This is a genomic window from Ruegeria arenilitoris (assembly GCF_013031355.1).
In the GTDB taxonomy this organism is placed as follows: Bacteria; Pseudomonadota; Alphaproteobacteria; order Rhodobacterales; family Rhodobacteraceae; genus Ruegeria; species Ruegeria arenilitoris_C.
Map to the genome: position 1 here is coordinate 61761 of NZ_WPZO01000012.1, position 26184 is coordinate 87944.

Genomic DNA, 26184 nt, shown 5'->3' on the forward strand with positions numbered 1-26184 from the left:
AAAATACGCTAGCTGCTCAAAACCGCATCTGCTGAGGTCCTCAGGGCAAAGGATGTGACCGGCTGCGATACGTTGTGTAGTTTGACATCCCCCAACGGCACCGCATTGTTGCAGGCCGGCTGAATATCGGCGGAGACGACAATACGGTGGCCGACCTTTTTGCCATATTCCCCCAATCGGGCCGCCACGTTTGCGGCCTGTCCAATGACGGTGAAATCCAGCCGTTCGCGTGATCCGACATTGCCATAGGTGACACGCCCATAGGCCACACCGATCGAGCAATCGCAATGAGTGTCAGAGCCGGATAGGCGCAGCTCGCCCAGTTTTTCGACGATTTCGATGGCTGATCGCTGGGCATTCCAGCGCGCCGACTCCGAGTTGTCTCCGGCCGGGAATACTGCCAGCACAGCGTCGCCGATGAATTTGAGGACTTCACCGCCGTTTTCATGAACGATGCCGGACACGGTCTCAAAGAACTCGTTCAACAGTTTGATATAGGCGGCGCGGCCGAGCTGTTCTTCCAGACTGGTGGAATTGCGCAGGTCGCAGAACATGATGGCAGCGTCGATCTCATCGCCGTCCCCGCGCCGGATTTCGCCGCCCAGAACGCGCGCGCCGGAGCGTTTGCCTACATAAGTCTCCAGCAGAACCTGCGCATTTTCGCGCTGCATGAAGACCTCGTAAAACCGGGCAATGACCGAGGAGCATTCGAACACCAGCCCTAGGTTTTCGGTGGTGAACCCGTCCGGGTGATCGCAAGTCAGGGTCAGAACGTTGGTCCGCCCGTCCGAAAACGGCAACGGCATGGCGACGTAATCAGTTGCTCCCTTGGCACGCAAATCCTCCATGATCGGAAAGCTGTTTTGCGGGTTTTCGTCGTTCAGCCGCTGGCGCACCCCGCCCAGCCCGTTCGACACGTGGCGCAAGGGGCTGTTGATATAGGCCGGGTGGTCGTGGATTTCGTAGGTGGGCACATTGGTGGAAATCTCGGCCGTGCCCTTTTCCCAGATATAGTGTTTGCCCGCGATCAGCGGATGCAGCGACCAGGCCAGAATGCTGAGCCGCTGGATGGCGATGCCGTGTTCCAGCATCTTCTCGGCCAAGGCTTTGGTAAAGGCTTCGGGGGTCTGGTTCTCGGACGCGCCGCGCATCAGCCAGTCAATCAAAGGCCCGCTGATATTGCCATCTTCGGGATCGCGCAGATCGTTCTCGCCCAGGTCGATGCGCGTATAGGCTGCGGGCATGAAGCCGATATGGCCCTGAATGGCAGCGCTTTCGGGCAGGGCGTCCTCATAGGCCCAGACGGAGTTGGCCAGTTGTTGACCATTCAGATTGACATCGTGATAGGTCGCGGTCCCTTTGAAGGGGCAAAAAGTCTGCAATTCGGTTTCGTCGCTAAGATCGATGCAGACGTCATCCCGCGGGAAATAAATCGTGGCTGGCAGCCGCGTTTCATACATAACCTTGGCGTTGGTGCTTTCGGCAAGAAGGATGTCGTCGCGGTAGATCGCGACCCGCCCGGTCAGCTGTTCGACCGAGATGCCGTAACCTTTGGTCTTTGGGGTGGTATGCACATTCATCATCAGACTCCCTGACGCGAGTCTTTATAGGATGGGGCTTTGACCGTCGCATTCCAAGGGGTGTAACCGGCATTTTACTGCACGTGTCCTGTGCGGTGCGGCTGGATCAGACCATTTGAATCACGTCTTTTTCGATCGACAGCATATAGCCCTTTTTGGCGATGTTCTTGACCAACAGCTCGCTGACCATCTGATTGCCAAGGGCATCGCGCAGGCGTTTGATCCGGGTTGCGCCCGCGGCCTCATCACAATCGGCGGCGTCTTTGCCGGATATCATCGCCTCGATCTGCACGCCCGAAAGAACCTCGTCATCCAGACGGGATTCGGCCAGCACCGACAGGGTTTCCATCGCTGCCGGGGTCAGTTTGAAATCCATATTGTTGAGGTAGACGGTATTTTCCTCGCGGCTGATCAGCAGAGAGGTCACCTGAATCCCGGTGCGTTCGATCTGGGCCATCCGGCGGTTCAGCAATACCAACATCACCAGAAACACCAGCGCGGTCACCAGCATCGCGCTGGCGAAGACCAGCAGCACGAAGATCACCATGCGATAGCTGGACAGCGTGTCCGCAAACGCGGTGCCCGATTGCGCCAGAATCTCAAGCAGGCGGATTTCCGTCTGCGAGGTCAGGTCGCTTTCGATGAACAGCCGCTCGACCCGTGCGTTGAAGGCGTTTGCGTCGGGCAGGGTCCAGAACAGGAAGATCGCCGCCGTCACCAGAATCAACACGATCGCCGCGATGCCCGCGCCGACCAGTCTGACACCGGATCGGCGGGCCTCAGTAACGGAGATAGAATTGTCCGGCATTGGCCTTCCTTTTCTCCAACCCTTCCGGTCCGAACACGGACATGACGTTCAGCAGGGTCCAGCCCGCGCCCTTGAGGCGCTGGGCGACTTCACGTTTTGCCTGCCCCTTGTCGCAGGCCGATACCTGCATCACGCCATAGTGCAGACGTAGCGGATTGTCCTGTTTGGCCTTGTAATCCGCATAGCAATCGGCCGCCGCAGCGGCAGAGCCAAGCGATATCAGGGCCAGCAGGGCCAGAGAAGAGAGGATCTGTTTCATAGGCCGCATCCTGCGCACGGGTTGGCGCGATATTCAATAACCCAAGGGGTTTGGCGGGGCTGATATCAGATAACACGGGGGCGTTATTGCTTGTCTGGGTAGGGAACTCCCAGTGTCAGGGCATCGAGCACACGGCCCGCGAACGGGCCACCTGAGACTTCTGAAGGACAAGCATCATGCATAAGAAATTCATCGCCCTGATCGTGGCCTCTGCGGTCGCCATCACCGGAATTTCGGCGTCGCAGGCGCGGGCGGCCGATGTCGAAGATATCCTTGGTGGATTGGCAGCTATCGCGCTGCTTGGCGTTGCGGTGAAGCATCTCAACGATGAAAACAAGAAGAACACCGTTACGAATAACTACAATCATGTTTATAAGGCGCCCCAGGACCACGTGTACACAAAGCCAAAGCGCAGGCCGCATGACGTCCGCCCGCTGCCGAAACGGGTTGCGCGCTATAGCCTGCCACAACGATGCTTGCGCACCTTCCATGGGTTCTCGCCCGATCAACCGCTGTTGGGCAAGAACTGCCTGAGCAAGCATTACAAATACAGCAATAGCCTGCCGGACCAGTGCAAGGTCAGGTACTGGAATGGCAAAAAGGTCAAGCGGGCATACCACCCTGGCTGTTTGCGCCAGAACGGATACCGGGTGAGTTACAAGTAACAGTTTTCGAGCAGGAGCGGCGCCACAGAAGTGCCGTGCGGGAGAGGGTGGCGCAAGCTGCCCTCTCTTTTTTCTTGCGGTGGGTGGTGAAACGCGGTTTTCCGGGGGTATGACGACACCGGATTATGAATTTGAGAATGCTGCCGCGGTGCAAGGCTATCTGCGGATCGCGGGCGTGGATGAGGTTGGGCGCGGGCCGCTGGCCGGGCCGGTTGTGGCTGCGGCCGTGATCCTGAACCCCGAGGATATTCCCGAAGGGTTGAATGATTCCAAAAAGCTGACCGCCAAACGCCGCGCCGCGCTTGAGACCGCCATACGTGACCGGGCCGAGGTCGCACTGGCCGAAGCCACAGTGGCCGAGATCGACGAACACAACATCTTGCGTGCTTCGCATCTGGCGATGGAACGCGCGGTGGCGGCGCTGGACCCACCGCCCGACTATCTGCTGATCGACGGAAACATGATTCCGCGTGGATTAACGATCCCGTCGCAGGCCGTAGTCAAGGGCGACGCGCATTCGGTGTCGATTGCGGCGGCTTCGATCATTGCCAAAAACTGGCGCGATCGACTGATGGTGGATTTGGCGCAACAGCATCCCGGCTATGGCTGGGAGACAAACGCGGGTTATCCGTCGAAACAACACCGCGAAGCGCTGCAAAATCTTGGTGTGACCCCACACCATAGACGTTCGTTTAAGCCGGTACACAATATCTTGTATCAAGAGTAAATCGTAAGTTGCTGATTCAAAAAAGAAATTGACGGCGAATCGTCTTTGACTCATCCTAGTCTCAACCAAATGAGCGCAAAAGCGCCGTGGATACTTGAGGCAGTAAAATGACAACAACCACCAAAAAGGGCGCAAAAGCGCTCCCTTTAAACACGATTCTATCCGGGGACTGCATCGAAGTGATGAACAGTCTGCCCGAGGCGTCGGTGGACCTGATCTTCGCAGACCCGCCCTATAATCTGCAGTTGAAGGGCCAGTTGCACCGCCCCGATAACAGCCAGGTAGATGCGGTCGACGATCACTGGGATCAGTTTTCCAGCTTTGGCGCCTATGACCAGTTCACCCGCGAGTGGCTGAAGGCGGCACATCGTCTGCTCAAGCCCAATGGCGCGATCTGGGTGATCGGCTCCTACCACAACATCTTCCGCGTGGGCTCGGCCCTGCAGGACGCGGGATACTGGATTCTGAATGACGTCGTATGGCGCAAATCGAACCCGATGCCAAATTTCCGTGGCAAGCGGTTCACCAACGCGCATGAGACGATGATCTGGGCGTCCAAGCGCGAAGGTGCGAAATACACGTTCAACTACGAGGCGCTGAAGGCTCTGAACGAAGGCGTGCAGATGCGCAGCGACTGGGTGCTTCCGATCTGCACCGGACACGAGCGCCTGAAAGACGAAAACGGCGACAAGGCCCATCCGACGCAGAAGCCGGAATCGCTGTTGCATCGAGTCCTGATTGGCTCGACCAATCCGGGCGATGTGATTTTGGATCCGTTCTTTGGCACGGGTACGACCGGTGCCGTCGCCAAGATGCTGGGCCGCGAATTTATCGGCATCGAGCGCGAGGAAAGCTATCGCAAGGTGGCCGAGAAGCGCATCTCGAAGGTGCGCAAATTCGACCGCGAGGCGCTGGAGGTCAGCGCCAGCAAACGCGCCGAGCCGCGTGTTCCCTTCGGCCAGTTGGTCGAACGCGGGATGCTGCGCCCGGGTGAGGAACTCTATTCCATGAACCAGCGCCACAAGGCCAAGGTCCGCGCCGACGGCACGCTGGTTGGGCAGAACGTCAAGGGCTCGATCCATCAGGTGGGTGCGCATCTGGAAAACGCGCCATCCTGTAACGGCTGGACCTACTGGTGCTTCAAGCGCGACGGCAAGACGGTGCCGATCGATGTTCTGCGCCAGCAGATCCGGGCCGAGATGAACTGATTTCACCAATACCGCCGGTGCCTGTGGCCTGACACAAGGCACTAAGCCTTGCCCCGCCGATCTCGGCGGGGTCTTTTGTTTTCCGAATGTCTGGTCTCAAACCGCACCTTCTGTATCCTGCGGCACAGTGTAGGAGCCTTTGCGATGTCGGATACCACAGCCAGCCTATCCCGCCTTGACCGGTTTTCGGTGACGCGCCCGGACAATTTCGATTTGGACAACAAATACACCGAGGCCGCGCTGGAACGGCACAAGCGCGAAGGGCTGGAGCTTGCCGTGCGCGCCCGGTGGATCGCGATGGGCCTGACGGCGGTTCTGCTGGTTTTCCTCAACCCGCAATGGGAGGTGATGTGGTATCACTTCATCCTGTTGCTGATCTGCGCAAATGGCTGGCTGATCCGGCGGGCCGGGCGTGTGGGACAATCGCGAACCGAGCTTTTGCTGATATTTGTGGATTTGCTGATCATGACGTTGGGCATGATCGTGCCCAACCCGTTCAGCGATGATGTGCGGCCGCTGGCCATGCAGTACAGGTTCGACAACTTCCAGTATTTCTTCATCATTCTGGCAGCAGGCACGCTGGCCTATTCCTGGCGGACTGTTATTGCGATCGGATCGTGGACCGTGATGATGTGGACAGCGGGCTGGGTGATCGCCTGGTGGGTAGCAACGCCGATCCCCGGTATCAGCGAAAGGGTGGCAGAAGCTTTGGTGGGCTATCCGGATGTCGCAGAATGGCTGAACCCAAACAGCTTTATGCCTGAGCTGCGCATTCAGCAGGTCATTGTTTTCATGATGGTTGCCGTGACGCTTGGCATTTCAATGCGCCGGCTCAACCACTTGTTGATGACCAATGCCGGGTTGGAGAGGGAGCGAGCGAACCTGTCACGGTATTTTTCACCCAACGTAGTGGACGAACTGAGCCAGAACGACGAGCCGCTCAAACAGGTGCGCAAAGAGAACATCGCGGTTCTGTTCATCGATATCGTGGGGTTCACCAAATATGCCGCCGGGCGTGACCCTTATGAGGTAATTGAGGTTCTGCGCGGGTTTCATGCCCGGATGGAGGCCGAGGTGTTTCGGCATCACGGCACGCTGGACAAGTATTTGGGTGACGGGCTGATGGCGACATTCGGGACGCCGGTGCCAACGCCTCTGGATGCCAGCAACGCGGTGGCCTGTGCGCGGGCAATGGTCGCGGTGATCGACCGCTGGAACATTGAGCGCCGCCGGGCGGGCGAGCCCGAAATTCATGTCGGAATCGGGGTTCATTTTGGCGCAGTGGTTCTGGGCGATATTGGCGCCAACCGGCTGGAATTTGCGGTGATCGGAGATGCGGTGAACGTGGCCGCCAAGCTGGAGGCGCTGACCCGGGCGTTTCAGGCCAAGGTGATCATCAGCGATGCGGTGCGGGGTCAATTGCAGGAAGAGGGTCACAACGCATCTGAGCTGATGGATGGATTCGAGAAACACGAGAACCATGCGGTCCGGGGGGTGGAGGCCCCGATGGATGTGTGGGTAATGACGGGGTAGGCGCTCCCGCCGATCTGCCCAGCATCAGAGATGCAATGCGGATCGTTGGGCAGGGCAGCGCGCTGGCGCGCGCTGCGGTCAAGTGCGTGGCAAAGGGTTTTGCGACTTGTTGTAGGGCGCCCAGTCCGTGACCTCGGGGTAGTACTGGCGGCGCCAGGCGCGAACGCGGGGGTTCATGACCCGGCGCCAAAGGGGCGGGATCATGGCGGCGACCGTCATCACCGGATAGCCATAGGGCAGTTGCGGGGCGGTGTCTTCGGAGTGGTGCTGCAGCAGCGGAAAACGACGGTTGGGTTTGTAGTGGTGGTCCGAATGGCGCTGCAGGTTGATCAGCAGCCAGTTCGATGCCTTCTGCGAGGCGTTCCACGAATGGCGTGGCAGGACGTGTTCGTATTTCCCCTCGCCCAGGTGTTTTCGGGTCAGGCCGTAATGTTCGACGTAGTTGACCAGTTCCAGTTGCCAGATGGCAGTGCTTGCCTGGATCAGGAACAGGGCGAGTCCGGATAGACCTCCGATCGCGAAGGCCATCGCCAGCATCGTGGCTTGCAGGCCCCAATATCGCCAGAACGGGTTGGACCGGTCGGTCCAGCGGCGATCCTTGCGGGCCAGTTTTTCACGTTCGGCCCGGAAGGCAGAAACAAGGCTCTGCTTCAGGACGCGCGGGTAGAAGCGGTGGAAGCCCTCGTTGTAGCGCGCCGTGACTGGGTCGCGCGGGGTGCCGACATAGCGGTGATGGACCAGCAGGTGCTCGGACCGGAAGTGCGAATACAGCACCATCGCCAGAAGGATATCGCCCAGCCAACGCTCGAACCGGCCTTTTTGGTGCATCAACTCGTGGCTGTAGTTGATGCCGATGGTGCCAGAGATAACGCCCATGCCGAAGAACAAGCCGACTTTGGCTGCTGTCGACAGATGGTCGGTATGGGTGGCGTACCAGATCAACCCGTAGAGGGTTAGGAACTGTACCGGAACCCAAGCCTTGGTCAGCAGGATATACCAGCGCAGCCCGGTGTCTGGCGTATCTGGGTCGGCGTTGTTCAGCTCCAGTCCGGTGAACCGGTCCAGCACGGCAAAGGCCCACCAAGTCGACATCGGGACAAGCAGCACCCACCAGCCACCGGCCATCGCCGTTGTCCAGATCACCGGGATCAGCAGGAATGAGATCCAGAAGGGCAGTGCCGATTGCCAGCGGGACAGGGACTGGGGTGCGGTCATGGGAGGGCTCCGAACGATTGCGCATAGACTAGTCACAGTCCATTGGCGTGCACAACGGACTATCGGTCGCGCCAGAGGTCGTGCGCCTTGCGCATCACCGTGGGCAGGTCGCCGGGCCGGAAGGCATGTTTTTCCAGTACAATCAGACCTTCGGGCACGCTTTCGGCAGGCAGCGAGGCGGTCCAGATGCGCAGGATCAGGTGGAAATGTGTGAATGTGTGTCGCACCTCTCCGGCCAGCATTTGCCAATCCGCCTCGAACGGGGGCGAGGCATTTGGCGCATCGGACCAATCCGAGCCCGGCCAGCCCAGCATCCCGCCCAGCAACCCCTTGTCGGGACGGCGTTCCAGCAGCAGAGCGCCGGAGTCACTTTGGGCGATATAGACGTGGCCGTATCGCGTGGGTTTGGGCTTTTTCGGTGCCTTGCGTGGCAGGTCGGGCTGCGTTCCGGCTGCGCGGGCCTGACAGGGATCGCGGACGGGGCAGATACCGCAGGCCGGAGATTTAGGTGTGCAAATCGTGGCGCCCAGATCCATCACCGCCTGCGCATAATCTCCGGGCCGCGTGACAGGCGTCAGCGCAGCGGCCTTGTCCTTGAGCAGAGGTTTTGAACCGGGCAGCGGATCTTGAATGTCATAAAGGCGGGCCATGACCCGTTCGACATTGCCGTCCAGCACCGTCTCGGGGCGGTCGAATGCGATCGCCGAAATGGCGGCGGCGGTATAGGGGCCGATGCCGGGCAGTTTCAGTAGGGCGTCGTAGGTGTTGGGGAACGTGCCGCCATGCTCATCAGTCACCGCCCGCGCGCATTTCAGAAGGTTGCGGGCGCGGGCGTAATAGCCCAGCCCGGCCCATTCGCCCATGACCTGATCATCCGGGGCGGCGGCCAGAGCCTGTACCGTTGGCCAGCGCGCGGTGAATCGGGTGAAATAGTCGCGCACCGCAGCCACAGTGGTCTGCTGCAGCATCACCTCGGACAGCCAGACGCGATAGGGATCGGGCATCACCCCTGCGGCCCGATCCGCAGGCCCGACACGCCAGGGCATTTCTCGGGCGTGGCGGTTGTACCAGTCTAGCAGAACACCGCTCAGGCCTTGTTGAATAGAGTCACGCAAGTTTTATCTATCTCCCTGTCGGGTTTCGCTGGCGCCCGGTGTCACGCCCTTTACAATAGCGGCGCAGGAGTTGGAAACCAGATGCAGCGCAGACGTTCTTCGACCCGCGGGTTCAAACGCACCGCGACATTGCTGAACGGGCAGATTCGGCGCGCCGGGGAAAGCCGGGGTTTCGCCGTATCGCGCCTGCTGACCCACTGGGCTGAGATCGTGGGCCAGGATCTGGCCTCAATCGCACGCCCGGTAAAGGTGGGCTATGGCAGGGAAGGCATGGGGGCGACGCTGACCGTTCTGACCACAGGACCGCAGGCCCCGATGCTTGAGATGCAGAAGGAACAGCTGCGCGGCAAGGTGAACGCGGTTTATGGCTATAACGCTATCAGCCGGGTGCGCATCACCCAGACCGCTCCGACCGGATTTGCCGAGGGGCAAGCCCGTTTCGATCACAAACCGAAACCGGCGAAACCCAAGATTGACCCAGAGATCGAGGCCGAGGCAGGCCGGACCGCACGCGACGTTCACGATGGTGATTTGCGCGCGGCCCTTGAACGTCTGGGCCGTAACGTTTTATCCAAACAAAAACGCTGAGAAAGGGCTGAGAAATGAGCCGTATCGCAACCGGAATCTGCGCGGCCGTCGCCATCGCCGCGGGCGGCTATTGGCTGTCGCTGTCAAATTCCTCTCCGTCTTACCCGCTGATCGGCAGTGCCGAGGCGCAAGAGGCTGATCTGGACACCTCGACAATCGTCGAGATGGTGCAGGGCGCCGAGGACGCGCCGGTCGAGATCATCGAGTATGCCTCCTACACCTGCCCGCACTGCGCCACCTTCCATCAAGGTGCGTATAAGCAGCTGAAGAAGGACTTCATCGACACCGGCAAGGTCAAGTTCATCTACCGCGAGGTGTATTTCGACCGCTACGGCCTGTGGGCCTCGATGGTGGCGCGCTGCGGCGGCCCCGAGAAGTTCTTTGGCATTACCGATTTGATCTTTGAGGGTCAGTCCGAATGGGTCAAAGCCGGTGGTCCGGCCGAGATCGTGGACGAACTGCGTAAAATCGGACGCCTGGCGGGTATCGACAATGACCAGCTTGAGGCCTGCCTGCAGGACGGCACCCACGCACAAACGCTGGTGGCCTGGTATCAGGAAAACGCCGAACGTGACGGTGTTCAAGCGACGCCGTCCTTCGTGGTGAACGGCAAGAAAGTCGACAACCAGTCCTATGCCGATTTCAAGAAGCTGATCGAAGAAGAACTGGGCAGCTAACTGCCTTGTGCGACCGGCTCAATCCGGGCCGGTCGCCAATCACGGTGACGGGGCGATCTGCAGCAGCATCTGCCGGATCTTGTCGACCTCATCCACTTTCAGACGAACAGGCAGCGTCAGGACCTTGCTGCGGAATGCGGCAGGCAGGCGCACGGCGTCTTTTTCTGTTGTCACCATCTGCGCGCCTAAAAGGCGGGCTTCGTTTTCCAAACGTGTCATGAGGGCCGGGGTCAGTGGTTGATGATCGTCCAGTGCCTCGGCCCGCAGCAGCTTTGCGCCTTGCTGGCGCAGAGTGCGGAAGAATTTTTCAGGGTACCCGATGCCTGCAAAGGCCAGAACGGGCGTGTCGGCCCAATCCATACCGGTCTGCAACGGTGCGACCTCACCCGTGACATGGGGCACCGTCAGGGCCGCGCTCCAACGATCTGCGAATTCCGCCTGAGACGCCGCATCCCCCAGTGACAGCACCAGATCAGCGCGTTGCAATCCGACAGCAACGGGTTCACGCAAGGGGCCAGCGGGCAGGCACAGGCCATTGCCAAATCCGCGTGCCGCATCCACCACGATGACCGAGAAATCCTTGGCGACCGAGGGATTCTGAAACCCATCGTCCAGCACGATCACCGTTGCCCCGGCCTCGGCGGCGGCACGCGCTCCGGCGGCGCGGTCTTTGGCGACCCAGACCTCGGCAAAGGCGGCCAACAGCAGCGGCTCGTCCCCGACCTGCGCGGCGGTGTGCTTGGCGGGATCAACGCGCACGGGCCCTTCCAATGAGCCGCCATGGCCGCGCGTGACAACATGCGTTTCATGCCAGACGTCGCGCAACTGTTCGATCATCCAGATCACGGTGGGGGTCTTGCCGGTGCCGCCCGCGTTCAGGTTGCCGATGCAGATCACCGGAACGCCCGGTTTGACACCGGTCTCCGAGGCAACGCGGCGCGCGGTTGCGGCCGCATAGATGCGCCCCAGCGGGGCCAGCAATCTGGCGCGCAGGCCCAGCCGATCGGGTGCGGTGTTCCAGAAATCAGGTGCGCGCATCATCTGTTCCCCCGCTGATCCAGGCAGTCCTGCACCATGTCAATCAGGTGGTCCGTTTGGGGTGCGCCCTCTGATACGATCTGCCACCCGGCCAGCGCCATGTCCGCAGCGCGGTCTGGCGACAACATCTCGACCACGGCGTCGCCCAGCTCGGTTGCGGTCTTGACCATGCGTGCGGCACCGGCGCGGTCCAGCTGATCGTATATCTGCTGATGACGATGCACAAACGGACCGTGGATGATGGACGACCCGAGGGCTGCTGCAACAAGCGGATCGTGTCCGCCCGCTCCGCGCTCCATTGAAGTACCCATGAACGTGACAGGCGAAATCCGGTGCCACAGACCCAGGTCTTCGTGTTCCGCTGACAGGATGACCTGCGTGGTGTCTTCGATCTGCCCGTCGGCATCCCAGTTGGCGCAACGCAGGTCCATGGATTCCAGGCGCTGGTGCAATGGTCCGGCTTCGGCCATGTCCGCCACATGCAGGACCAGTGTCAGCCGGGGCAGCATCCGCATCGCCTGACGATGGGCGCTGAGAACCGAGATGAACTCTTTGTCCAGCACGCAGGCGGCCAACCAGACCAGCCGACCTGCCAAGGCATGATTGGTTTCGATCAACTCGTCCTCGGGCCAGGGCCTCGGGTTCGGACTGACATGCAGGGGCGGAGATTCACTGACCTTGTCCGAGGCAACGCCAAGGCGGCGGATCGTGCGAGCTGTCTCGGATGTCTTGGTCAGGATCGATTGGAAACAGTCCAGCGTATAGCGGGTGATATCCGGTAACCACCGTGCCCCGCGCGCAACCTTAATGTCGATCTGCGCCTCGATCAGGATTAGGGGAATGCCGCGTTCCTCGGCACGGGTGATCACGTTGGGCATCAGCCCGCCCCCGACCCAGAGGCCGATATCGGGGTGCCAGTGATCCAGAAACGCCCGCGCGGCGCCGGTCTGTTCCAGGGGCAGGTTCACCAGCGGATAGTCACTCTGGTCCCAGCGTCGCAGATCGGCCTCGGGTGGGGCCGTCAGCAAAACGTTCAGGGTCGGGCGGGCCTGTTGCAGCCTGTGGCAGAAATCGGTCACCGCGCGCTGGCGGTGCTGCACGTTGATATGCACCCAGATCAGCTCGCCCTCGGGGCGGGGCAGGTCGGGCCGGTTTGCCGTGTTGGGCACGCCCCAGGACAGCACCCGATACGCGGCCAGGCTGAGAGAGCGCGGCTTGCTCATGGGCGAATACCGGCGCTGTCCGGGTCAAGCTGGGCGCGCAGAGCATTGTGCAGCGCTGAACCCGCCGCGATCACGCCGTTCAGACGGGGATGGGCGTTGTTGAACCGCAGGGGCTGGCCCAACCGATCTGTACAGATGCCTCCTGCCTCGCGGATGATCAGGTCTCCGGCGGCGATATCCCATTCCCAGCTGGGTCGCAGAGTCAGCATTCCGTCAAACCGCCCTTGGCCAACAGTGGCCATGCGATAGGCCAGCGAGGGGCGGTAGACCCGTTTGAACTCGGGCACCTGACCTTGCAACCAATGGCGCGGGTCCAGATTGGGCTTGGCCGCCAGAATCTCGGCCGTTTTAATGTCCGAAACGCCTGACACCCGGATTGCCGAACCGTTCAGGGTCGCGCCTTCACCTTTGGCCGCGGCATAAAGCAGGTCGCGCTGTGGCAGGTAAATCACCGCGGCGGTGACTTCGCCGCCGTAGGCAACGGCAAGCGAATGCGCCCAGGTGCGGGACCCTTCGGCAAAGCTGCGGGTGCCGTCGATCGGGTCGATGATGAACACGCGGTCGCGGGTCAGCCGGGCAGTGGAATCCTCGGTCTCTTCGCTCAGCCAGCCATAGCCGGGCCGGGCTGAGGGCAAGCGTTGTTCCAGCATGGCATTGACCGCCAGATCGGCCTCGGTCACTGGGCCCGCGCCGTCGGGTTTGTCCCAGCGCTGCGCCGTGGTGCCCGAGTATCGGGTGGCGATCTTTCCGGCCTCTAACGCGGCGTCGATCAGAAGGGGCAGGTCAGTTGCCGGCAAGCGTCATTCCTTCGATCAGCACCGAGGGCACCACCCGCGACAGGTAGGCGCGCGCGTCGTTCGCCGGGATGATCCGTCTCAGCATATCGCGCAGATTGCCCGCGATGGTGCATTCATTGACCGGATGGGTGATCTCTCCGTTTTCCACCCAGAACCCCGACGCGCCGCGCGAATAGTCGCCGGTGTTCGGGTTGATGGTCGAGCCGATCATCGAGGTCACCAGCAGCCCGGTGCCCATGTCGCGCAGCAGGTCCTCGCGGCTTTGCGTGCCTTGCGTCAGGCCCAGGTTCCAGTTGCTGGGCGACGGCGGCCCGGACACGCCGCGCGCCGCGTTGCCGGTTGATGTCATGTCCAGCTTGCGCGCGCTGGCCAGGTCCAGGGTCCAGCCGGTCAGAATGCCGTTTTCAACAATCGCACGACGCCGGGTCGCCAGACCCTCGGCATCGAAGGGGCGCGAGCCTGCGATGCGCGGGCGGTGCGGGTCTTCGATCAGCGACAGATGCTCGGGCAGCACCTGTTCGCCCAGAGAATCCTTCAGCCACGAGGCACCCCGCGCAATGGCGGCGCCGTTGCTCGCCGCCAGCAGGTGACCGATAAGCGAGGATGAAATGCGTTCGTCAAACAGCACCGGGAAGGTGCCGGTTGCGGGCTTTTGCGCTCCCACCAGTGACACGGCACGTTCGCCTGCGGTGCGGCCAATCTCTTCGGGGTTGCGCAGGTCGCTTTGGAAGGTGCGGCTGTCGCCGTCATAGTCGCGCTCCATCCCGGTGCCTTCGCCCGAGATCGCCACGCAAGAGGTCGAGCGGCTGTTGCGGGCATAGCCCCCGGAAAAACCATTGGTCGCTGCCAGATGCACGCGATGGGTGCCATAACCCGCCGCCGCGTCAGAGACCTGCGAGACCCCCTGAACCGACAGCGCCGCAGCCTCGGCTTCCAGCGCGTCGCGCATCAAGTCCTCGGCCGCCGGTTCCGGGGTCGGGTCGAACAGTTCCAGTGCTGGCAAGTCCCAACCGCTTGCCAACTGTTCCGCATCAGCCAGACCGGTGAACGGGTCCTCGGGCGCTTCACGCGCCATGGCCACGGCACGTTCGGCCATCGCGGTCAGGGTTTCAGGTCGACTGTCCGAGCTGGATACGATGGCCTGCCGCTGCCCCAGAAATACCCGCAGCCCAAGATCGGTGCCTTCCGAGCGTTCGGCATGTTCCAGCGCGCCGCCCCGCACCTCGACCGAGACTGAAGAGCCGTCGATCACGATGGCATCCGCCGCATCCGCCCCGGCTGTGCGGGCTGCGTCCAACAGGGCTTGGCTGATCTCTTCGGGTGTACGGGTCATGCGGCCTCCGGTCTTTATCCATTGGACCTAGCCTTGGACCGCCCGACCCGCAAGACCTGCGGTTGTATTGGAGGATGCAATTTAGGGTGAGTGGCGATCAGACCAGCACACAGGGGGCGGGCGGGGCAGAATATCCGCCCCGCCGCGTGATCATCACTTGATGCGTTGACCATTGGCCAAAATCTGGCCGTCTTCGGTGAATTCGATTTTCGAGTTCAGCGTGTCGGGCTCATCCCCCGGTACCGCCATAAGACCCATCATCATCCGGGCACCCATCGCGTCGCTTTCCTGAAGCAGACCCATACCGATCAGCTTGTCGATCAGCGCATTGGCCCCCACCAGCTGCAGGTTCGCCACGCCCGCCGGTGCGGGCATTCCGTCGAACTCTTCGGTGTTCGAATTGTCGAAGGTAAAGTCGGCGTCACCCGTCAGTTTCGCGCCGACCAGAGAAACCAGCAGTTCGTTGATCTTCAGCGAGTTCAGCTCACCCGGTGCTTCACCAGATTCCTCCAGCTCTTCGATCGAAGCCGGATCGAAGAAATTGGTCAGGATCTTGGCGGTGCCGGTGGTGTCCAGCGCGATGGTGGCGGGGTCACGCGGCAGCGCTCCGGCCGGGTCGAAAATGCTCCACAACACGTCCGACATGGTGAAATCCGTCAGGTTGATGGCGAAGCCAAAGGGCTGCTCTTCCTCGGATTGCTTCAGCGGGAACTCAAAGCTCACACCGGTCTTGGCCATGGCGATTTCAATCGGGAACGGCAGGTCAGCGGTGGTGACCGCCAGTTTCGCGTTGTTCTGCTCGATATCATATGCAAGGCGCTGTTCGTCCAGGCTGGCGCCGAACCGACCGCCTTGGGATTCGCTGCCCATCGAGAACGCCTGACCTTCGCTGGTTCCGTCAATGGCGGTGTTCCCCGAGCCATAGGTGAACAGGCCCGAGAACGAAGTGTCGCCCTGGAAAAAGCTTGCGGGGTCCGAGCCATCGAAATCCGACGGGATCACGCTGAGGCCTTCAAAGGCCAGTTTGTCCATCGACCCGACGATCTTGCCGTCATCCGATCCTTCCGGATCGTTGAACTTGAGGTCGTAGGTCAGGCCATCGGCAGAGAATTTCTGATCGACATCGCGGTTCTCACCGATTTTCATCCGTGAGCTGCCCGCAAGGTTGCTCAGTTCGAAACTCATATCCAGAAGGTCTTCGGGCGCGGATTCCCCGTCAACCGTCAGGCCGCCCAGCTTCACGCCCAGGGTGGGCGCGGAATAGTCATAGGTCATGTCGTCCGGATCGCCCGAGACGACCATTTCGAGATCCTTGTGATAATACTCGATATCGACGCCAAACGCCTCGTCCTCTTCCTCGCCGGTTACGGTCATGGGGAAGCTTTCAGGCAGGTCGATGCTGACCGTGCCGTCGCCGTTTTCAGTCAGGGTCATTTGCGGTACGGTGACCTTGAATGCACCGTCGCTGTCTGGGACGGTCATGGCCACGTTCATATCCGAGATGGTGGTCACATTGCCCGATACGGATTGTTCGGCCGAAACCGTGTACCCCATCTGGGTCAGATAGGCCTGCCAGTCATTCCAGACCTGCTGTGCGGTGACATCGGCAAGCGCACCCTGGGTGACAACGGCATAAGCCAAGACTGCGCCGCAGCTGCGGCGAACGAAAACGGACATTTGAGAACCCTTCTTGATCAATTTTGCGGGCATCGTCGTGCCTGCGGCGCCGGGCGTCAAGGGGCAAGGGCTGGACGCTTTCCCCGTTGGCGCGGTAGAGATTCACACAATCTCAAAACAACGGAGCTACAGGGGTCTTATGCAGGGGAAAACCGTACTGATAACAGGGGCCAGCCGCGGTATCGGGGCCGAAGCAGGGCGCGTATTTGCCGCAGCCGGTGCGAATGTGGCGCTGGTCGCACGCAATCGTGATCAGATCGGTGCGCTGGCCGACGCGCTGGGCGAAAACGCCATCGCGCTGCAATGCGATGTCAGCGATTTCGCACAGGTCGAACAGGCGGTTGCCGATTGTGTCGACCGATTTGGCGGATTGGATGTTCTGATCGGAAATGCAGGTGTCATTGATCCGATCTTCCATCTGTCCAATGCCGATGTCGCGGCGTGGAGCGCGGCCATCGACATCAACCTCAAAGGCGTTTTCTACGGGATGCGGGCGGCCCTGCCCGTCATGCGTGCTGCGGGTGGGGGCACGGTGATCACGGTGTCCTCGGGGGCGGCGTCCAACCCGATTGAGGCCTGGAGCCATTATTGCGCCTCAAAAGCCGGGGCCAAGATGCTGACCGAATGCCTGCATCTTGAAGAGTCGATCCACGGCATCCGCGCCATGGGTCTGTCGCCCGGCACTGTCGCCACCGACATGCAGCGAGTCATCAAGGCCAGCGGCATCAACGCAGTCAGCCAGCTGGATTGGAGCGATCACATCCCCGCTGACTGGCCGGCGCGGGCGCTGCTGTGGATGTGCAGCCCGGATGCGGATGAGTTCCTGGGCACCGAAATCTCGCTGCGGCGCGAGGATATTCGGAAAAGGGTAGGGCTGACGTGATCGAACTGACCAAAGAAAACGGGTTGTGGACCGTCACGCTCAACAACCCGCAAAAGGCCAACGCCTTGACCGGCGCGATGCTGACCGAACTGGCCGAAATTGCCGAGGCCGCGACCGAGGCCCGCGCCTTGATCCTGACAGGTGCGGGCAAGGTGTTCAGCGCCGGGGCCGATCTGGACGAAGCGCGCGCCGGGCTGGCGACCTCGGACGTGTGGGAGAGGCTTTCAGGTGCCATCGCCGCCCTGCCGTGCCTGACGGTTGCCACCCTGAACGGAACGCTTGCGGGCGGGGCCAACGGTATGGTGCTGGCCTGTGACATTCGTATCGCGGTGCCGCAGGCCAAGTTCTTCTATCCGGTCATGAAGCTGGGATTTCTGCCGCAACCGTCGGACCCGGTGCGCATGGCCGCGTTGATCGGCCCGTCTCGTACCAAGATGATTTTGATGGCTGGGCAGAAGATTACTGCGGATGAGGCCTATACATTCGGGCTGGTCGATCGCGTGGTTGAGCCCGACAGATTGATGCCAACGGCGCACGAACTGGTGGCGGACAGTCTGGCTGCCGAACCTCGAATTGCTGCCGGTATTGCAGGGATGTGCCGATGAGATTGTCTGCTGTGCTACTACGTGTTGCCGATCCGGACCGATTGACCGCGTTTTATGCGGATGTTCTGGGCATGACCGGCCGGGCGCAGGGGCCGAACCGCCGCGTCGGCTATGGCGGGCAGGATGCGGATCTGCTGCTGATGCCGGGCGGAGGCGGCTATATCCATGATGGCGGGCAGCGGTATTGGAAGATTGGGATCACCGTGCCGGATGTTGATCTGGCCGTTGTGCATCTGCGCCGGAAAGGGGTTGAGGTCTCGGACCCGAAACAGTTCCTCGACATAGGCTATATGTGTCACCTGAAAGACCCCGAAGGATTCGTGATCGAGCTGTTGCAACATGATTTCCAGGGCAACCGCCCTGATAATGCAGCCGATCCGGACAACCCGTTCGCCAAAGCCTGTATCGGTCAGATCACCTTGCGCACCGGCGATATCGCCGCCGAGGATGCGTTTTACCGTGGGCAGGGAATGCGCCTTTTGTCGGTGCAGGATGTGGCCCAATACGGGTTCGACCTGCATTTCTATGCCTTCACCGATGAGGAACCGCCGAATGCGGACCTATGGGCGGTCGAAAACCGGGAATGGTTGTGGAAACGCCCCTATACCACGCTGGAGTTTCAACATCTTGCCGGGGCGCAATTCGCACCGGCGCCAGATTATCGCGGGTTGGAGGTTCAGGGAATGACGACGTCCCTTCGCGATGCGTTTGGCGATCCGGTGCGGCCCGGCTGATTACCGCCCGCGCCGCTTGCCCGGCACTTTCGAACGAAATCCTGGCGGGCGTTTGCGAACCCAGCTCAGGAATTTCTCCAACCGCGGGTGGGTGCGCAGGGCCTCGACCGTGTTGAATGTGCGCGCCAGGTCGGCCTCGGACAGGGTGGCGTGAACCTCTTTGTGGCAAATAACGTGCAGTAAAACCGTAGGTCCGCCCTTGCCCCCTTTGAGTTTTGGGATCAGATGATGCAGGCTGCCGTCCCCATCCGGTATGGGGCGGTCACAGAGCGGGCAGATCGGGTCGCTGGTCGGCATGGCGGCTACTAATTTGCGCCGGATGGCGGGGAAAGCAAGAGGACGGCAATGGCGCAGGCAGTGGTAATCGGGGCCGGACCCGCAGGACTGATGGCGGCAGAGGAGCTTGCCGCTGCGGGCCATGATGTTCTGGTGGCCGAGGCCAAGCCCTCGGTCGCCCGCAAGTTTCTGATGGCCGGGAAATCGGGTCTGAACCTGACGAAGGCCGAGCCGTTCGACACCTTGCTGCAGGCCTATGGTGACGCGTCAGGTTGGTTGCGCCCGATGATTGCTGCGTTTGACGCCACCGCGGTGCAGGGCTGGGCGCGCGAACTGGGGCAAGAGTTGTTCACCGGCTCGACCGGGCGGGTGTTTCCCACGGTAATGAAAGCCTCGCCATTGTTGCGCGCCTGGCTGATGCGGCTTGAGGGCGCTGGCGTGCAGATCAAAACCCGCTGGCGTTGGTTGGGCTGGGATGGCGATGCGCTGCTGTTCCAGACAGTGGATGGTCAGCACAGCATCACGCCGGATGTCACGGTGCTTGCGCTGGGTGGGGCAAGTTGGGCGCGGCTGGGATCGGATGGCCAATGGGCGGAAACTTTGCAGGACATGGGCGTGGCACTTGCACCGTTTGCACCTTCGAACTCGGCCCTGTCCGTCGATTGGAGCCCTCACATGCGGCCCCATTTCGGCGCGGCGTTGAAGTCGGTGCGCTGGACGGCCGGAGATCTGGAAAGCCGGGGTGAAGCTACGATATCGGCAAAAGGCCTTGAAGGCGGAGGGTTGTACACTCTGACCCCGGCCCTGCGTACCGGAGCGCCTCTTTTTGTGGATCTGGTGCCTGATCTGGATGCCGAGGCCCTAAAGGCCCGCTTTTCGTCAAAGAAATCTAAGACCACACTGTCGCAATGGCTGAAAAAGTCGCTCGGTCTGCCACCCCAGAAGGTCGCGCTGTTTCACGAAATGGCTAAGGCCAGCGCCTTTTCGTACGCGCAATGGGGCGAAGCCCTGAAACGCCTGCCGATCCACCACGCGGGCTTGCGTCCGATGGATGAAGCTATTTCAACGGCCGGTGGTGTCAGGCAATCCGCATTGGATGACGGGCTGATGCTGACCGCGATGCCGGGTGTGTTCTGCGCTGGAGAGATGTTGGATTGGGAAGCCCCAACCGGGGGCTATCTGCTGACAGCCTGCATGGCGACGGGGAAATGGGCCGGGCGGTCTGCGGCTGAGTGGGTGAACCGTTCAGCGTGACCGTGCCAGCATCGCCAAACGGATCATGGCCCGTTCAACCAGCGCCATCGCGGGGGCGGTCTGACCCGCTGACCGCAGCGACAGGTCGGTATCGGTAAGGACGGTCAGGGCGGTTTGCAGTTTTTGCGCACCCCATCCCTGCGCTTGCCGCAAGATCCGGTCGCGGCGTTTGCCATACACCGGTGGCCGCAGCTTGCCGATGCCCTGCGCCGCTCCGCCCGGGTCGGACGCGCAGGCGTACAAAGTCCGGAAATGTCGGGTCGCACCGATGCAGAGAGTGACCGCATTAGTGCCCTGCGATTGCAGGCGCCGGATCAGTGGGCCGATCTCGCCCGCGCGGCCCTCGGCCACCACATTCAGGACATCGTCCAGTGCCGCCTCGGTCGAACGGGGCGCGCAGGCCTCGATGTCCTCAATGGTCAGCTCCGAGCTGTCACCGCGTTTATAGAGAGAGAGTTTTTCAATCGTCTGCGCAAAATCTCCGGGGCTGATCCCGGAGGCCAGCTCGGTGATTGCCGACATCGAATCGCGGGGAATGTTCTGCACCCCGGCCTCGGTCAGAATCCGCTCGACCTCACCACGTGAGGGCGGATCGTCGTAAATGCCGACCGCATAGGCCGCCGGGTGCGCCTCGAACGCCTTGCGAATTTTCGAACTGGCTTTCAGCTGCGCGGCGGTGACGATGATCTGGGCATCGCCCGGAGCCCAATCCTCGAACGCGGCAAGAATCGCGGGGGCGGCTACGTCGGTGGTGTCTTCGACAAAAACAGCGCGCGGGCCGGGAAAGAACCCCACCGCCTTGACCGCATCCAGCAACAGCGCCGGGTCACCGCGCAGATCCGAGCCCGGCATCCGGGTCAAGCGCATTTCTTCTTCGGCATTGGGGCCAAGCAGCGCGGCCAGAACCTGCTGCCGTTTCAGCGCCACGCGCATCGCATCCGCGCCATAGATCAGCAGCCCGGCCTTGTCGGCGTCTGGCCGGGCGAAATACCCTTCAGCCTCGCGCGGGCTGAGCTTCATGTACCAAGACCCGGCGCGGCGTAGAGCTCGGCTATGATCTGGTCGGACAGAATCACCATCAGCCGTTCTCGGGCGTCGCGTTCATCCGCCAAGGTGGAGACGGTCGATCCGGCCGCTGAATAGCCGACGAAATTGTTGACCGTGCCGGACGCAATGACCTGACCGGTCGCATTCGATCTGAGCGCGTAATTTGCACTGCCTTCGATGGTATAGCGATTGGTTTCGTTCGTTGTGGTGATCGCCGCAGCGCGGAACGCAGTTGATACGTTCACATCCAGATTATATTCGCTGCCCGAAGTTGCGCTGCGTCCCAGCCGCTGTTCCAGATTCTGCACCAGCATATAGCTGTCGACCGACTTGGGGGCCGACACGGCGACCTGACCATTCAGGGCCGCGCCCGAACCGCCGGGCGCGTAAACCGGTTCAAAGCCGCAGGCCGCTAGGGCAAACGGCATCAACAACAGGGTTCTGCGATTAAACAACGACATTCACGATCCTGCCCGGGACAACAATCACCTTCTTCGGCGCATTACCATCCAGCGCCTTTTGAACAGCTTCGGTGCTGAGCGCGATTTTTTCAACCTCGTCCTTGGCCAAATCCTTGGCCACGCTGATTTCCGCGCGACGCTTGCCGTTGATCTGGATCGGCAGGGTGACGGTGTCGTCGACCAGCATCGCCTCATCCGCAACGGGCCACGGCGCGGTGGCCACCAGTCCTTCACCGCCCAGCAGCTGCCACAGTTCCTCGGACAGGTGCGGTGTCATCGGCGACATCAACTGCGCAAGCGTCTTGGCGGCTTCGCGTTTCGCAGCGGTGCCCGCCTTGGATTTCGCCAACGTGTTGGTGAAGGCATAGAGCTTGGCAATCGAGGCGTTGAAGCCAAACGACTCGACACCGCCCGACACGTCATGGATCGCCTTGTGCATTTCACGCAGCAGAGCCGTATCCTCGGCATTGGTCGGTTCATCGGACGCGGCGATCTCCGACGCGATACGATGCACACGGCTGAGGTGCTTGAACGCGGCCTCGGCCCCGGATGCGGTCCACTCCACGTCACGCTCGGGCGGCGAATCGGACAGCACGAACCAGCGTGCGGTGTCGGCGCCAAAGGCCGAGATGATGCTGACCGGGTCGACCACGTTCTTCTTGGATTTCGACATCTTGGCCGAGGGGATGATCTCGACCTCGGTGCCGTCGGCCAGTTTGCCGTCGGTCACATCCTCCGGCAGGTGATAGACCGGGCGGCCGTTTTCGTCGCGCGTCTGGTAAATCTCATGGGTTACCATGCCTTGGGTGAACAGCGCATCGAACGGCTCGATGGCTTTTTTCGGCAGGTGGCCGGTGATCTGCATCGCCCGCGCAAAGAAGCGGGAATAGAGCAGGTGCAGAATCGCGTGCTCAATCCCGCCAATATACTGGTCCACATTCATCCAGTATTCGGCCTCGGCCAGATCGGTCGGTGTTTCGGCGCGCGGCGCGGTGAAACGGGCGAAATACCAGGACGAATCGACAAACGTGTCCATCGTGTCGGTTTCGCGCTTGGCCGGGGCGCCGCAGTTCGGGCAGGTACAGTCGCGCCAGGTCGGGTGACGGTCCAGCGGGTTGCCCGGTTTGTCAAAGGTGACATCATCGGGCAGGCGTACCGGCAGGTTCTCTTTCTTCTCGGGCACCACGCCGCAGCTATCGCAGTGGACAACGGGAATCGGGCAACCCCAATAGCGCTGGCGGGAAAGGCCCCAGTCACGCAGACGGTATTTGGTGACACCTTCGCCCCAACCGGCCTTTTCGGCATAATCCACGGTGGCGTTGATGGCCTCGTCGCCTGTCGCCTCGGTCAGGCCCGCGAAGTGATTCACCCAGCGGACTTTTTCGGTTTTCGGCGGAACGAACGCGATCTTGTCGACCGGCGTGTCATCGTCCAGCGCAAAGAAGGTGTCGACTACAGGCAACCCGTATTTGCGGCAGAAATCCAGGTCGCGCTGGTCATGTGCCGGGCAGGCAAAGATCGCGCCGGTGCCGTAATCCATCAGGATGAAGTTCGCGATCCAGACCGGCAGCTCCCAGCTCGGGTCCAGCGGGTGTTTGACCTTGATACCAGTGTCATAGCCCAGCTTCTCGGCGGTTTCGATCGCCTCTTCGGTGGTGCCGCCCTTGCGGCATTCGGCAACAAACGCAGCAACCTCGGGGTTTTCGGCCTCAAGCTGCTTGGCAATCGGGTGGTCTGGCGAGATGCCAACGAAGGACGCTCCCAACAGCGTGTCGGGGCGAGTCGTATAGACGGTGATCGGTTCTCCGCCGTCGGTGCGTTCAAAACCGAATTGCAGGCCGCGCGACTTGCCGATCCAGTTTTCCTGCATCAGGCGCACCTTGGCGGGCCAGTTTTCCAGCGTGTCCAGCGCCTCGAGCAGTTCTTCGGAATAGTCCGAGATCTTGAAGAACCATTGTGTCAGCTCGCGGCGTTCCACCAGCGCGCCCGAGCGCCAGCCGCGGCCGTTTTCCACCTGTTCGTTTGCCAGAACTGTCATGTCGACCGGGTCCCAGTTCACTACGGCGTTCTTGCGGTAAACCAGCCCGGCCTCGAGCATATCCAGAAACAGCGCCTGCTGCTGGCCGTAATATTCCGGGTCACAGGTGGCGAATTCACGCGACCAGTCGATCGACAGGCCCAGCGGCTTCATCTGCCCGCGCATGTCGGCGATGTTGCCATAGGTCCAGTCCTTAGGGTGACCGCCAATGGCCATCGCGGCGTTTTCCGCAGGCATCCCGAAGGCATCCCAGCCCATCGGATGCAGCACGTTGTGGCCGGTCGCCAGCTTGTGCCGCGCGATCACGTCGCCCATCGTATAGTTGCGCACATGCCCCATATGGATTCGACCCGAGGGGTAGGGGAACATCTCAAGCACGTAATACTTGGGCTTGTCCGCCGTGCGGTCGGCAGTGAAGATTCCGGCCTTGTCCCAGGCCTCTTGCCATTTTGCTTCGATTTCGTTGGCCGAGTAGCGAGACATCGTGCGGTCCTTCGTAAATGAAAACGCCGGGTGTGAACCCGGCGTGGTAATATTGTGATTTTCTGCGGGTGGCTAGAGCTTGTTGTCCGCAATGCGCAACTGACGCGCGCGGGACAGGATGGCATCTTCGATCGCACGCGCCGTGGCCGCGCTAACCGGAGCGCCGCCACTGGTCTGCAGCGACACCGACAAAGAGCGCGCCGCCAGCGCCGGGTCACTGATATGTACGGTCGCGCGATACTGACGTCCGCCACCCGGAGGTGTGCCGTAACCCGTTACGATCACGCCGGTAAACGGGTCGACCTCCTGCACCGGCAGGAAATCCAGCACATCAAGCGAAGCAGCCCACAAGTAACGGTTCACATTCGTAACCTGCTCAGAGTTCCGGCCGTCGAACAAATCCCAAATGGTCGAACGATCCGGATCGTTGAGCTCTTGTTCATCGGAATTGCCGCCAGTTGCGACAACGTTCGGATTAGGCGTCGCCCCCCGATTCTCTCCGCATGCCGACACGGCGGCAGTCACTATGATCAAACCGAAAATCGTCTGCAGGCGCATTGTCGACTGGTCCTGTTCACTTGGGTCTACGTTGTCAGATGTTACTCCTAGACAAGGACCCGTTCAGCAACAACCCTATTATTGTCGCATAAGCGTGGGTTTAGGTGCGGCCGGGCCTCGAAAACGGACTGTGGCATCCTTGCACCAATTTTTTGCCAATGCAGACCATTCATTTATGCCGAGCTTGCGCCTCAGGGGCAAAAAGAGCGAAACGGTTCCCGTGCTGAGACATGTGCTGAGGCATATGTCGAGTAGATAAACTTTTTGAAACCGAGGGAAACAAGATGAAAAAAGTTCTCTTCGCATCGACCGCTCTGATCGCAACCGCCGGTATGGCCGCGGCTGAGTCCGGTGTTAACTTCAGCGGTTACGGCCGTTTTGGTTTGGGCTACAAAGAAGATCGTAGCTTCTCGACCTCCGCTGTTATCCGCTCCGTGACAACCGGTGGCGCTCTCACCACCACAACCCTGACCGCATCGGTCGAAGGTGACGACACCATTCTGGTTTCGCGCTTCCGTCTGAACATCGACGGTTTCACCGAAACCGATGGTGGCGTTCGCTTTGAAGGCCGTGTTCGTCTGCAAGCCGACGAAAACGCCGCAACTGGTGAAGCAAACGAAGCTGGCCTGAACGGCGCACGTTTCTCGGTCATCTACGGTGGTCTGCGTGTTGACGCCGGCAACGTAGCAGGTTCGTTCGACAACCTGGCAAACTACTACGGCAACGAAGTTGGTCTGGAACTGTTCGCAGGTCAGTACTCGGGCGTTAACTACGACTTCCTGGCGTATGACTCGACCGGTTCGGGTTCGAACGCTGTGTTCTTCCAGTACGCAGTTGGCGACTTCGCCTTTGGCGCGTCGTATGACCAAGCCGCTTCTGTGACCACCACAATCGGCACTGCCGCAGCTGGCCCGATCCTGACCGCGACCTCTGCTGACGCAGACCGTTGGGACGTGAGCGCGACCTATACCTTCAACAACATCACCGCAGCTCTGGCCTACGGTCAGACCGATGTTGACGGCGGTAGCAACCCGAGCCTGACCGTTCTGACCCTGGGCGGCGAATGGGGTGACTTCGGCGGTACTCTGTTTGTTGCAGACGACGCCACCGAGGTTGACGCAACTGACGGCACCGCATGGGGTCTGTCGGCTTCCTACAATGTAGGCGCCGCAACCACCCTGCTGTTCGCCTACGGTGACGGTAACGCAGACGCCGACACTCAGCAGATCGCTATCGGCGCCATCTACGACCTGGGCGGCGGTGCATCGCTGCGCGGTGGTATCGGCCGCAACGACTCCGACGCGGGCGACGACACCATCCAGGCTGACTTCGGTGCGCAGTTCAACTTCTAAGTTGATCTGAAACCGCAAGGTTTTAGGGCAGGTCTTCGGACCTGCCCTTT

General features: G+C 61.1%; 26 protein-coding genes. 11 read left to right on the forward strand and 15 right to left on the reverse strand.

Features of this window, described 5'->3' with window-relative positions; translation table 11 throughout:
* Positions 1-8: 8 nt before the first annotated feature.
* The 3 genes from GOX63_RS20340 to GOX63_RS20350 form a co-directional block, all read right to left on the reverse strand.
* Positions 9-1580, reverse strand: coding sequence for a DUF427 domain-containing protein (locus GOX63_RS20340; protein ID WP_170328077.1), 1572 nt, complete (start codon positions 1578-1580; stop codon positions 9-11).
* 106 nt (positions 1581-1686) lie between these two features.
* Positions 1687-2388, reverse strand: a complete 702-nt coding sequence (locus GOX63_RS20345) for a winged helix-turn-helix domain-containing protein (protein ID WP_170328078.1) — start codon at positions 2386-2388, stop codon at positions 1687-1689.
* The gene (locus tag GOX63_RS20350) at positions 2360-2647 is read right to left on the reverse strand and encodes a hypothetical protein (protein WP_170328079.1); all 288 of its coding nucleotides are present in this window, start codon (positions 2645-2647) and stop codon (positions 2360-2362) included. The genes GOX63_RS20345 and GOX63_RS20350 overlap by 29 nt, the downstream gene beginning before the upstream one ends.
* Before the next feature lie 176 nt (positions 2648-2823).
* On the opposite strand from GOX63_RS20350, the gene GOX63_RS20355 reads away from it, so the two are divergent.
* The 4 genes from GOX63_RS20355 to GOX63_RS20370 all read left to right on the forward strand — a co-directional run bounded on the left by GOX63_RS20355 (position 2824) and on the right by GOX63_RS20370 (position 6780).
* Complete coding sequence (locus GOX63_RS20355; RefSeq protein WP_170328080.1) at positions 2824-3312, forward strand: hypothetical protein; 489 nt, start codon at positions 2824-2826, stop codon at positions 3310-3312.
* 109 nt (positions 3313-3421) lie between these two features.
* The gene (locus tag GOX63_RS20360) at positions 3422-4039 is read left to right on the forward strand and encodes a ribonuclease HII (RefSeq protein WP_170328081.1); all 618 of its coding nucleotides are present in this window, start codon (positions 3422-3424) and stop codon (positions 4037-4039) included.
* Between the two features lie 107 nt (positions 4040-4146).
* The gene (locus GOX63_RS20365) at positions 4147-5247 is read left to right on the forward strand and encodes a site-specific DNA-methyltransferase (protein ID WP_170328082.1); all 1101 of its coding nucleotides are present in this window, start codon (positions 4147-4149) and stop codon (positions 5245-5247) included.
* Positions 5248-5391: 144 nt separating this feature from the next.
* Positions 5392-6780 carry an adenylate/guanylate cyclase domain-containing protein gene (locus GOX63_RS20370; RefSeq protein ID WP_170328083.1) on the forward strand — a complete coding sequence of 463 codons (1389 nt, stop codon included), beginning with the start codon at positions 5392-5394 and terminating at the stop codon, positions 6778-6780.
* A 78-nt stretch (positions 6781-6858) separates the two neighbouring features.
* On the opposite strand, the gene GOX63_RS20375 is transcribed toward GOX63_RS20370, so the two are convergent.
* Together GOX63_RS20375 and mutY are read right to left on the reverse strand one after the other, a co-directional pair.
* Complete coding sequence (locus tag GOX63_RS20375) at positions 6859-7995, reverse strand: alkane 1-monooxygenase (protein ID WP_170547005.1); 1137 nt, start codon at positions 7993-7995, stop codon at positions 6859-6861.
* A gap of 59 nt (positions 7996-8054) precedes the next feature.
* Positions 8055-9110 (reverse strand): A/G-specific adenine glycosylase, encoded by a 1056-nt coding sequence (mutY, locus tag GOX63_RS20380; protein WP_254436047.1) that lies wholly within the window; start codon positions 9108-9110, stop codon positions 8055-8057.
* Between the two features lie 81 nt (positions 9111-9191).
* Here mutY and GOX63_RS20385 point away from each other — a divergent pair, with 81 nt between their 5' ends.
* Positions 9192-9698: a DUF721 domain-containing protein gene (locus GOX63_RS20385; RefSeq protein ID WP_170328085.1), complete on the forward strand. Its 507-nt coding sequence runs from the start codon at positions 9192-9194 to the stop codon at positions 9696-9698.
* Between the two features lie 14 nt (positions 9699-9712).
* A complete protein-coding gene (locus tag GOX63_RS20390; protein WP_170328086.1) occupies positions 9713-10375 on the forward strand; it encodes a DsbA family protein in 663 nt (220 codons plus the stop codon).
* A gap of 39 nt (positions 10376-10414) precedes the next feature.
* On the opposite strand, the gene lpxK is transcribed toward GOX63_RS20390, so the two are convergent.
* From lpxK to GOX63_RS20415, 5 genes are all read right to left on the reverse strand, one after another.
* Positions 10415-11413 (reverse strand): tetraacyldisaccharide 4'-kinase, encoded by a 999-nt coding sequence (gene lpxK, locus GOX63_RS20395; RefSeq protein WP_170328152.1) that lies wholly within the window; start codon positions 11411-11413, stop codon positions 10415-10417.
* A complete protein-coding gene (locus GOX63_RS20400; RefSeq protein ID WP_170328087.1) occupies positions 11413-12636 on the reverse strand; it encodes a 3-deoxy-D-manno-octulosonic acid transferase in 1224 nt (407 codons plus the stop codon). The genes lpxK and GOX63_RS20400 overlap by 1 nt, the downstream gene beginning before the upstream one ends.
* Entirely contained in the window at positions 12633-13433 is an 801-nt protein-coding gene (locus GOX63_RS20405; RefSeq protein ID WP_170328088.1) for an inositol monophosphatase family protein, read from the reverse strand. The genes GOX63_RS20400 and GOX63_RS20405 overlap by 4 nt, the downstream gene beginning before the upstream one ends.
* Positions 13420-14766, reverse strand: a complete 1347-nt coding sequence (locus tag GOX63_RS20410) for a TldD/PmbA family protein (protein WP_170328089.1) — start codon at positions 14764-14766, stop codon at positions 13420-13422. Before GOX63_RS20410 ends, GOX63_RS20405 begins: the two co-directional genes overlap by 14 nt.
* A gap of 153 nt (positions 14767-14919) precedes the next feature.
* On the reverse strand, positions 14920-16443 hold the full coding sequence (locus GOX63_RS20415; protein WP_170328090.1) for a DUF2125 domain-containing protein: 1524 nt from the start codon (positions 16441-16443) through the stop codon (positions 14920-14922).
* 139 nt (positions 16444-16582) lie between these two features.
* On the opposite strand from GOX63_RS20415, the gene GOX63_RS20420 reads away from it, so the two are divergent.
* Genes GOX63_RS20420 through GOX63_RS20430 form a run of 3 tightly spaced genes read left to right on the forward strand, consistent with a single transcriptional unit; the run spans position 16583 to position 18665 of the window.
* Entirely contained in the window at positions 16583-17326 is a 744-nt protein-coding gene (locus tag GOX63_RS20420) for an SDR family oxidoreductase (protein WP_170328153.1), read from the forward strand.
* Positions 17323-17931, forward strand: a complete 609-nt coding sequence (locus GOX63_RS20425) for an enoyl-CoA hydratase/isomerase family protein (protein WP_170328091.1) — start codon at positions 17323-17325, stop codon at positions 17929-17931. Before GOX63_RS20420 ends, GOX63_RS20425 begins: the two co-directional genes overlap by 4 nt.
* Positions 17928-18665 carry a VOC family protein gene (locus GOX63_RS20430; RefSeq protein ID WP_170328092.1) on the forward strand — a complete coding sequence of 246 codons (738 nt, stop codon included), beginning with the start codon at positions 17928-17930 and terminating at the stop codon, positions 18663-18665. Before GOX63_RS20425 ends, GOX63_RS20430 begins: the two co-directional genes overlap by 4 nt.
* Here the strand turns inward: GOX63_RS20430 and GOX63_RS20435 are convergent, their stop codons facing one another.
* Positions 18666-18962, reverse strand: coding sequence for an HNH endonuclease (locus GOX63_RS20435; protein WP_170328093.1), 297 nt, complete (start codon positions 18960-18962; stop codon positions 18666-18668).
* A 48-nt stretch (positions 18963-19010) separates the two neighbouring features.
* Between GOX63_RS20435 and GOX63_RS20440 the strand changes: the two genes are divergently transcribed.
* Positions 19011-20195, forward strand: coding sequence for a TIGR03862 family flavoprotein (locus GOX63_RS20440; protein ID WP_170328094.1), 1185 nt, complete (start codon positions 19011-19013; stop codon positions 20193-20195).
* Here the strand turns inward: GOX63_RS20440 and holA are convergent.
* The 4 genes from holA to GOX63_RS20460 form a co-directional block, all read right to left on the reverse strand.
* A complete protein-coding gene (gene holA / locus GOX63_RS20445; protein WP_170328095.1) occupies positions 20187-21215 on the reverse strand; it encodes a DNA polymerase III subunit delta in 1029 nt (342 codons plus the stop codon). The genes GOX63_RS20440 and holA overlap by 9 nt on opposite strands.
* Positions 21212-21703 (reverse strand): LPS assembly lipoprotein LptE, encoded by a 492-nt coding sequence (gene lptE, locus GOX63_RS20450; RefSeq protein ID WP_170328096.1) that lies wholly within the window; start codon positions 21701-21703, stop codon positions 21212-21214. The genes holA and lptE overlap by 4 nt, the downstream gene beginning before the upstream one ends.
* Complete coding sequence (gene leuS / locus GOX63_RS20455; protein WP_170328097.1) at positions 21690-24224, reverse strand: leucine--tRNA ligase; 2535 nt, start codon at positions 24222-24224, stop codon at positions 21690-21692. The genes lptE and leuS overlap by 14 nt, the downstream gene beginning before the upstream one ends.
* A gap of 72 nt (positions 24225-24296) precedes the next feature.
* Positions 24297-24782 (reverse strand): DUF3576 domain-containing protein, encoded by a 486-nt coding sequence (locus GOX63_RS20460; protein ID WP_170328098.1) that lies wholly within the window; start codon positions 24780-24782, stop codon positions 24297-24299.
* Between the two features lie 284 nt (positions 24783-25066).
* Here GOX63_RS20460 and GOX63_RS20465 point away from each other — a divergent pair, with 284 nt between their 5' ends.
* Entirely contained in the window at positions 25067-26134 is a 1068-nt protein-coding gene (locus tag GOX63_RS20465) for a porin (RefSeq protein ID WP_170328099.1), read from the forward strand.
* The last annotated feature ends 50 nt before the right edge of the window (positions 26135-26184 follow it).

Bases quoted from the DNA above. Each gene is read 5' to 3' on its own strand.
- GOX63_RS20420 (WP_170328153.1), top strand. From the start codon at position 16,583: ATGCAGGGGAAAACCGTACTGATAACAGGGGCCAGCCGCGGTATCGGG.
- GOX63_RS20440 (WP_170328094.1), top strand. From the start codon at position 19,011: ATGGCGCAGGCAGTGGTAATCGGGGCCGGACCCGCAGGACTGATGGCG.
- GOX63_RS20415 (WP_170328090.1), bottom strand. From the start codon at position 16,443: ATGTCCGTTTTCGTTCGCCGCAGCTGCGGCGCAGTCTTGGCTTATGCC.
- GOX63_RS20410 (WP_170328089.1), bottom strand. From the start codon at position 14,766: ATGACCCGTACACCCGAAGAGATCAGCCAAGCCCTGTTGGACGCAGCC.
- GOX63_RS20375 (WP_170547005.1), bottom strand. From the start codon at position 7,995: ATGACCGCACCCCAGTCCCTGTCCCGCTGGCAATCGGCACTGCCCTTC.
- GOX63_RS20390 (WP_170328086.1), top strand. From the start codon at position 9,713: ATGAGCCGTATCGCAACCGGAATCTGCGCGGCCGTCGCCATCGCCGCG.
- lptE (WP_170328096.1), bottom strand. From the start codon at position 21,703: ATGTCGTTGTTTAATCGCAGAACCCTGTTGTTGATGCCGTTTGCCCTA.
- GOX63_RS20435 (WP_170328093.1), bottom strand. From the start codon at position 18,962: ATGCCGACCAGCGACCCGATCTGCCCGCTCTGTGACCGCCCCATACCG.
- leuS (WP_170328097.1), bottom strand. From the start codon at position 24,224: ATGTCTCGCTACTCGGCCAACGAAATCGAAGCAAAATGGCAAGAGGCC.
- GOX63_RS20360 (WP_170328081.1), top strand. From the start codon at position 3,422: ATGACGACACCGGATTATGAATTTGAGAATGCTGCCGCGGTGCAAGGC.
- GOX63_RS20430 (WP_170328092.1), top strand. From the start codon at position 17,928: ATGAGATTGTCTGCTGTGCTACTACGTGTTGCCGATCCGGACCGATTG.
- holA (WP_170328095.1), bottom strand. From the start codon at position 21,215: ATGAAGCTCAGCCCGCGCGAGGCTGAAGGGTATTTCGCCCGGCCAGAC.
- GOX63_RS20460 (WP_170328098.1), bottom strand. From the start codon at position 24,782: ATGCGCCTGCAGACGATTTTCGGTTTGATCATAGTGACTGCCGCCGTG.
- lpxK (WP_170328152.1), bottom strand. From the start codon at position 11,413: ATGCGCGCACCTGATTTCTGGAACACCGCACCCGATCGGCTGGGCCTG.
- GOX63_RS20370 (WP_170328083.1), top strand. From the start codon at position 5,392: ATGTCGGATACCACAGCCAGCCTATCCCGCCTTGACCGGTTTTCGGTG.
- GOX63_RS20350 (WP_170328079.1), bottom strand. From the start codon at position 2,647: ATGAAACAGATCCTCTCTTCTCTGGCCCTGCTGGCCCTGATATCGCTT.
- GOX63_RS20365 (WP_170328082.1), top strand. From the start codon at position 4,147: ATGACAACAACCACCAAAAAGGGCGCAAAAGCGCTCCCTTTAAACACG.
- GOX63_RS20385 (WP_170328085.1), top strand. From the start codon at position 9,192: ATGCAGCGCAGACGTTCTTCGACCCGCGGGTTCAAACGCACCGCGACA.
- GOX63_RS20400 (WP_170328087.1), bottom strand. From the start codon at position 12,636: ATGAGCAAGCCGCGCTCTCTCAGCCTGGCCGCGTATCGGGTGCTGTCC.
- GOX63_RS20345 (WP_170328078.1), bottom strand. From the start codon at position 2,388: ATGCCGGACAATTCTATCTCCGTTACTGAGGCCCGCCGATCCGGTGTC.
- GOX63_RS20340 (WP_170328077.1), bottom strand. From the start codon at position 1,580: ATGAATGTGCATACCACCCCAAAGACCAAAGGTTACGGCATCTCGGTC.
- GOX63_RS20355 (WP_170328080.1), top strand. From the start codon at position 2,824: ATGCATAAGAAATTCATCGCCCTGATCGTGGCCTCTGCGGTCGCCATC.
- GOX63_RS20465 (WP_170328099.1), top strand. From the start codon at position 25,067: ATGAAAAAAGTTCTCTTCGCATCGACCGCTCTGATCGCAACCGCCGGT.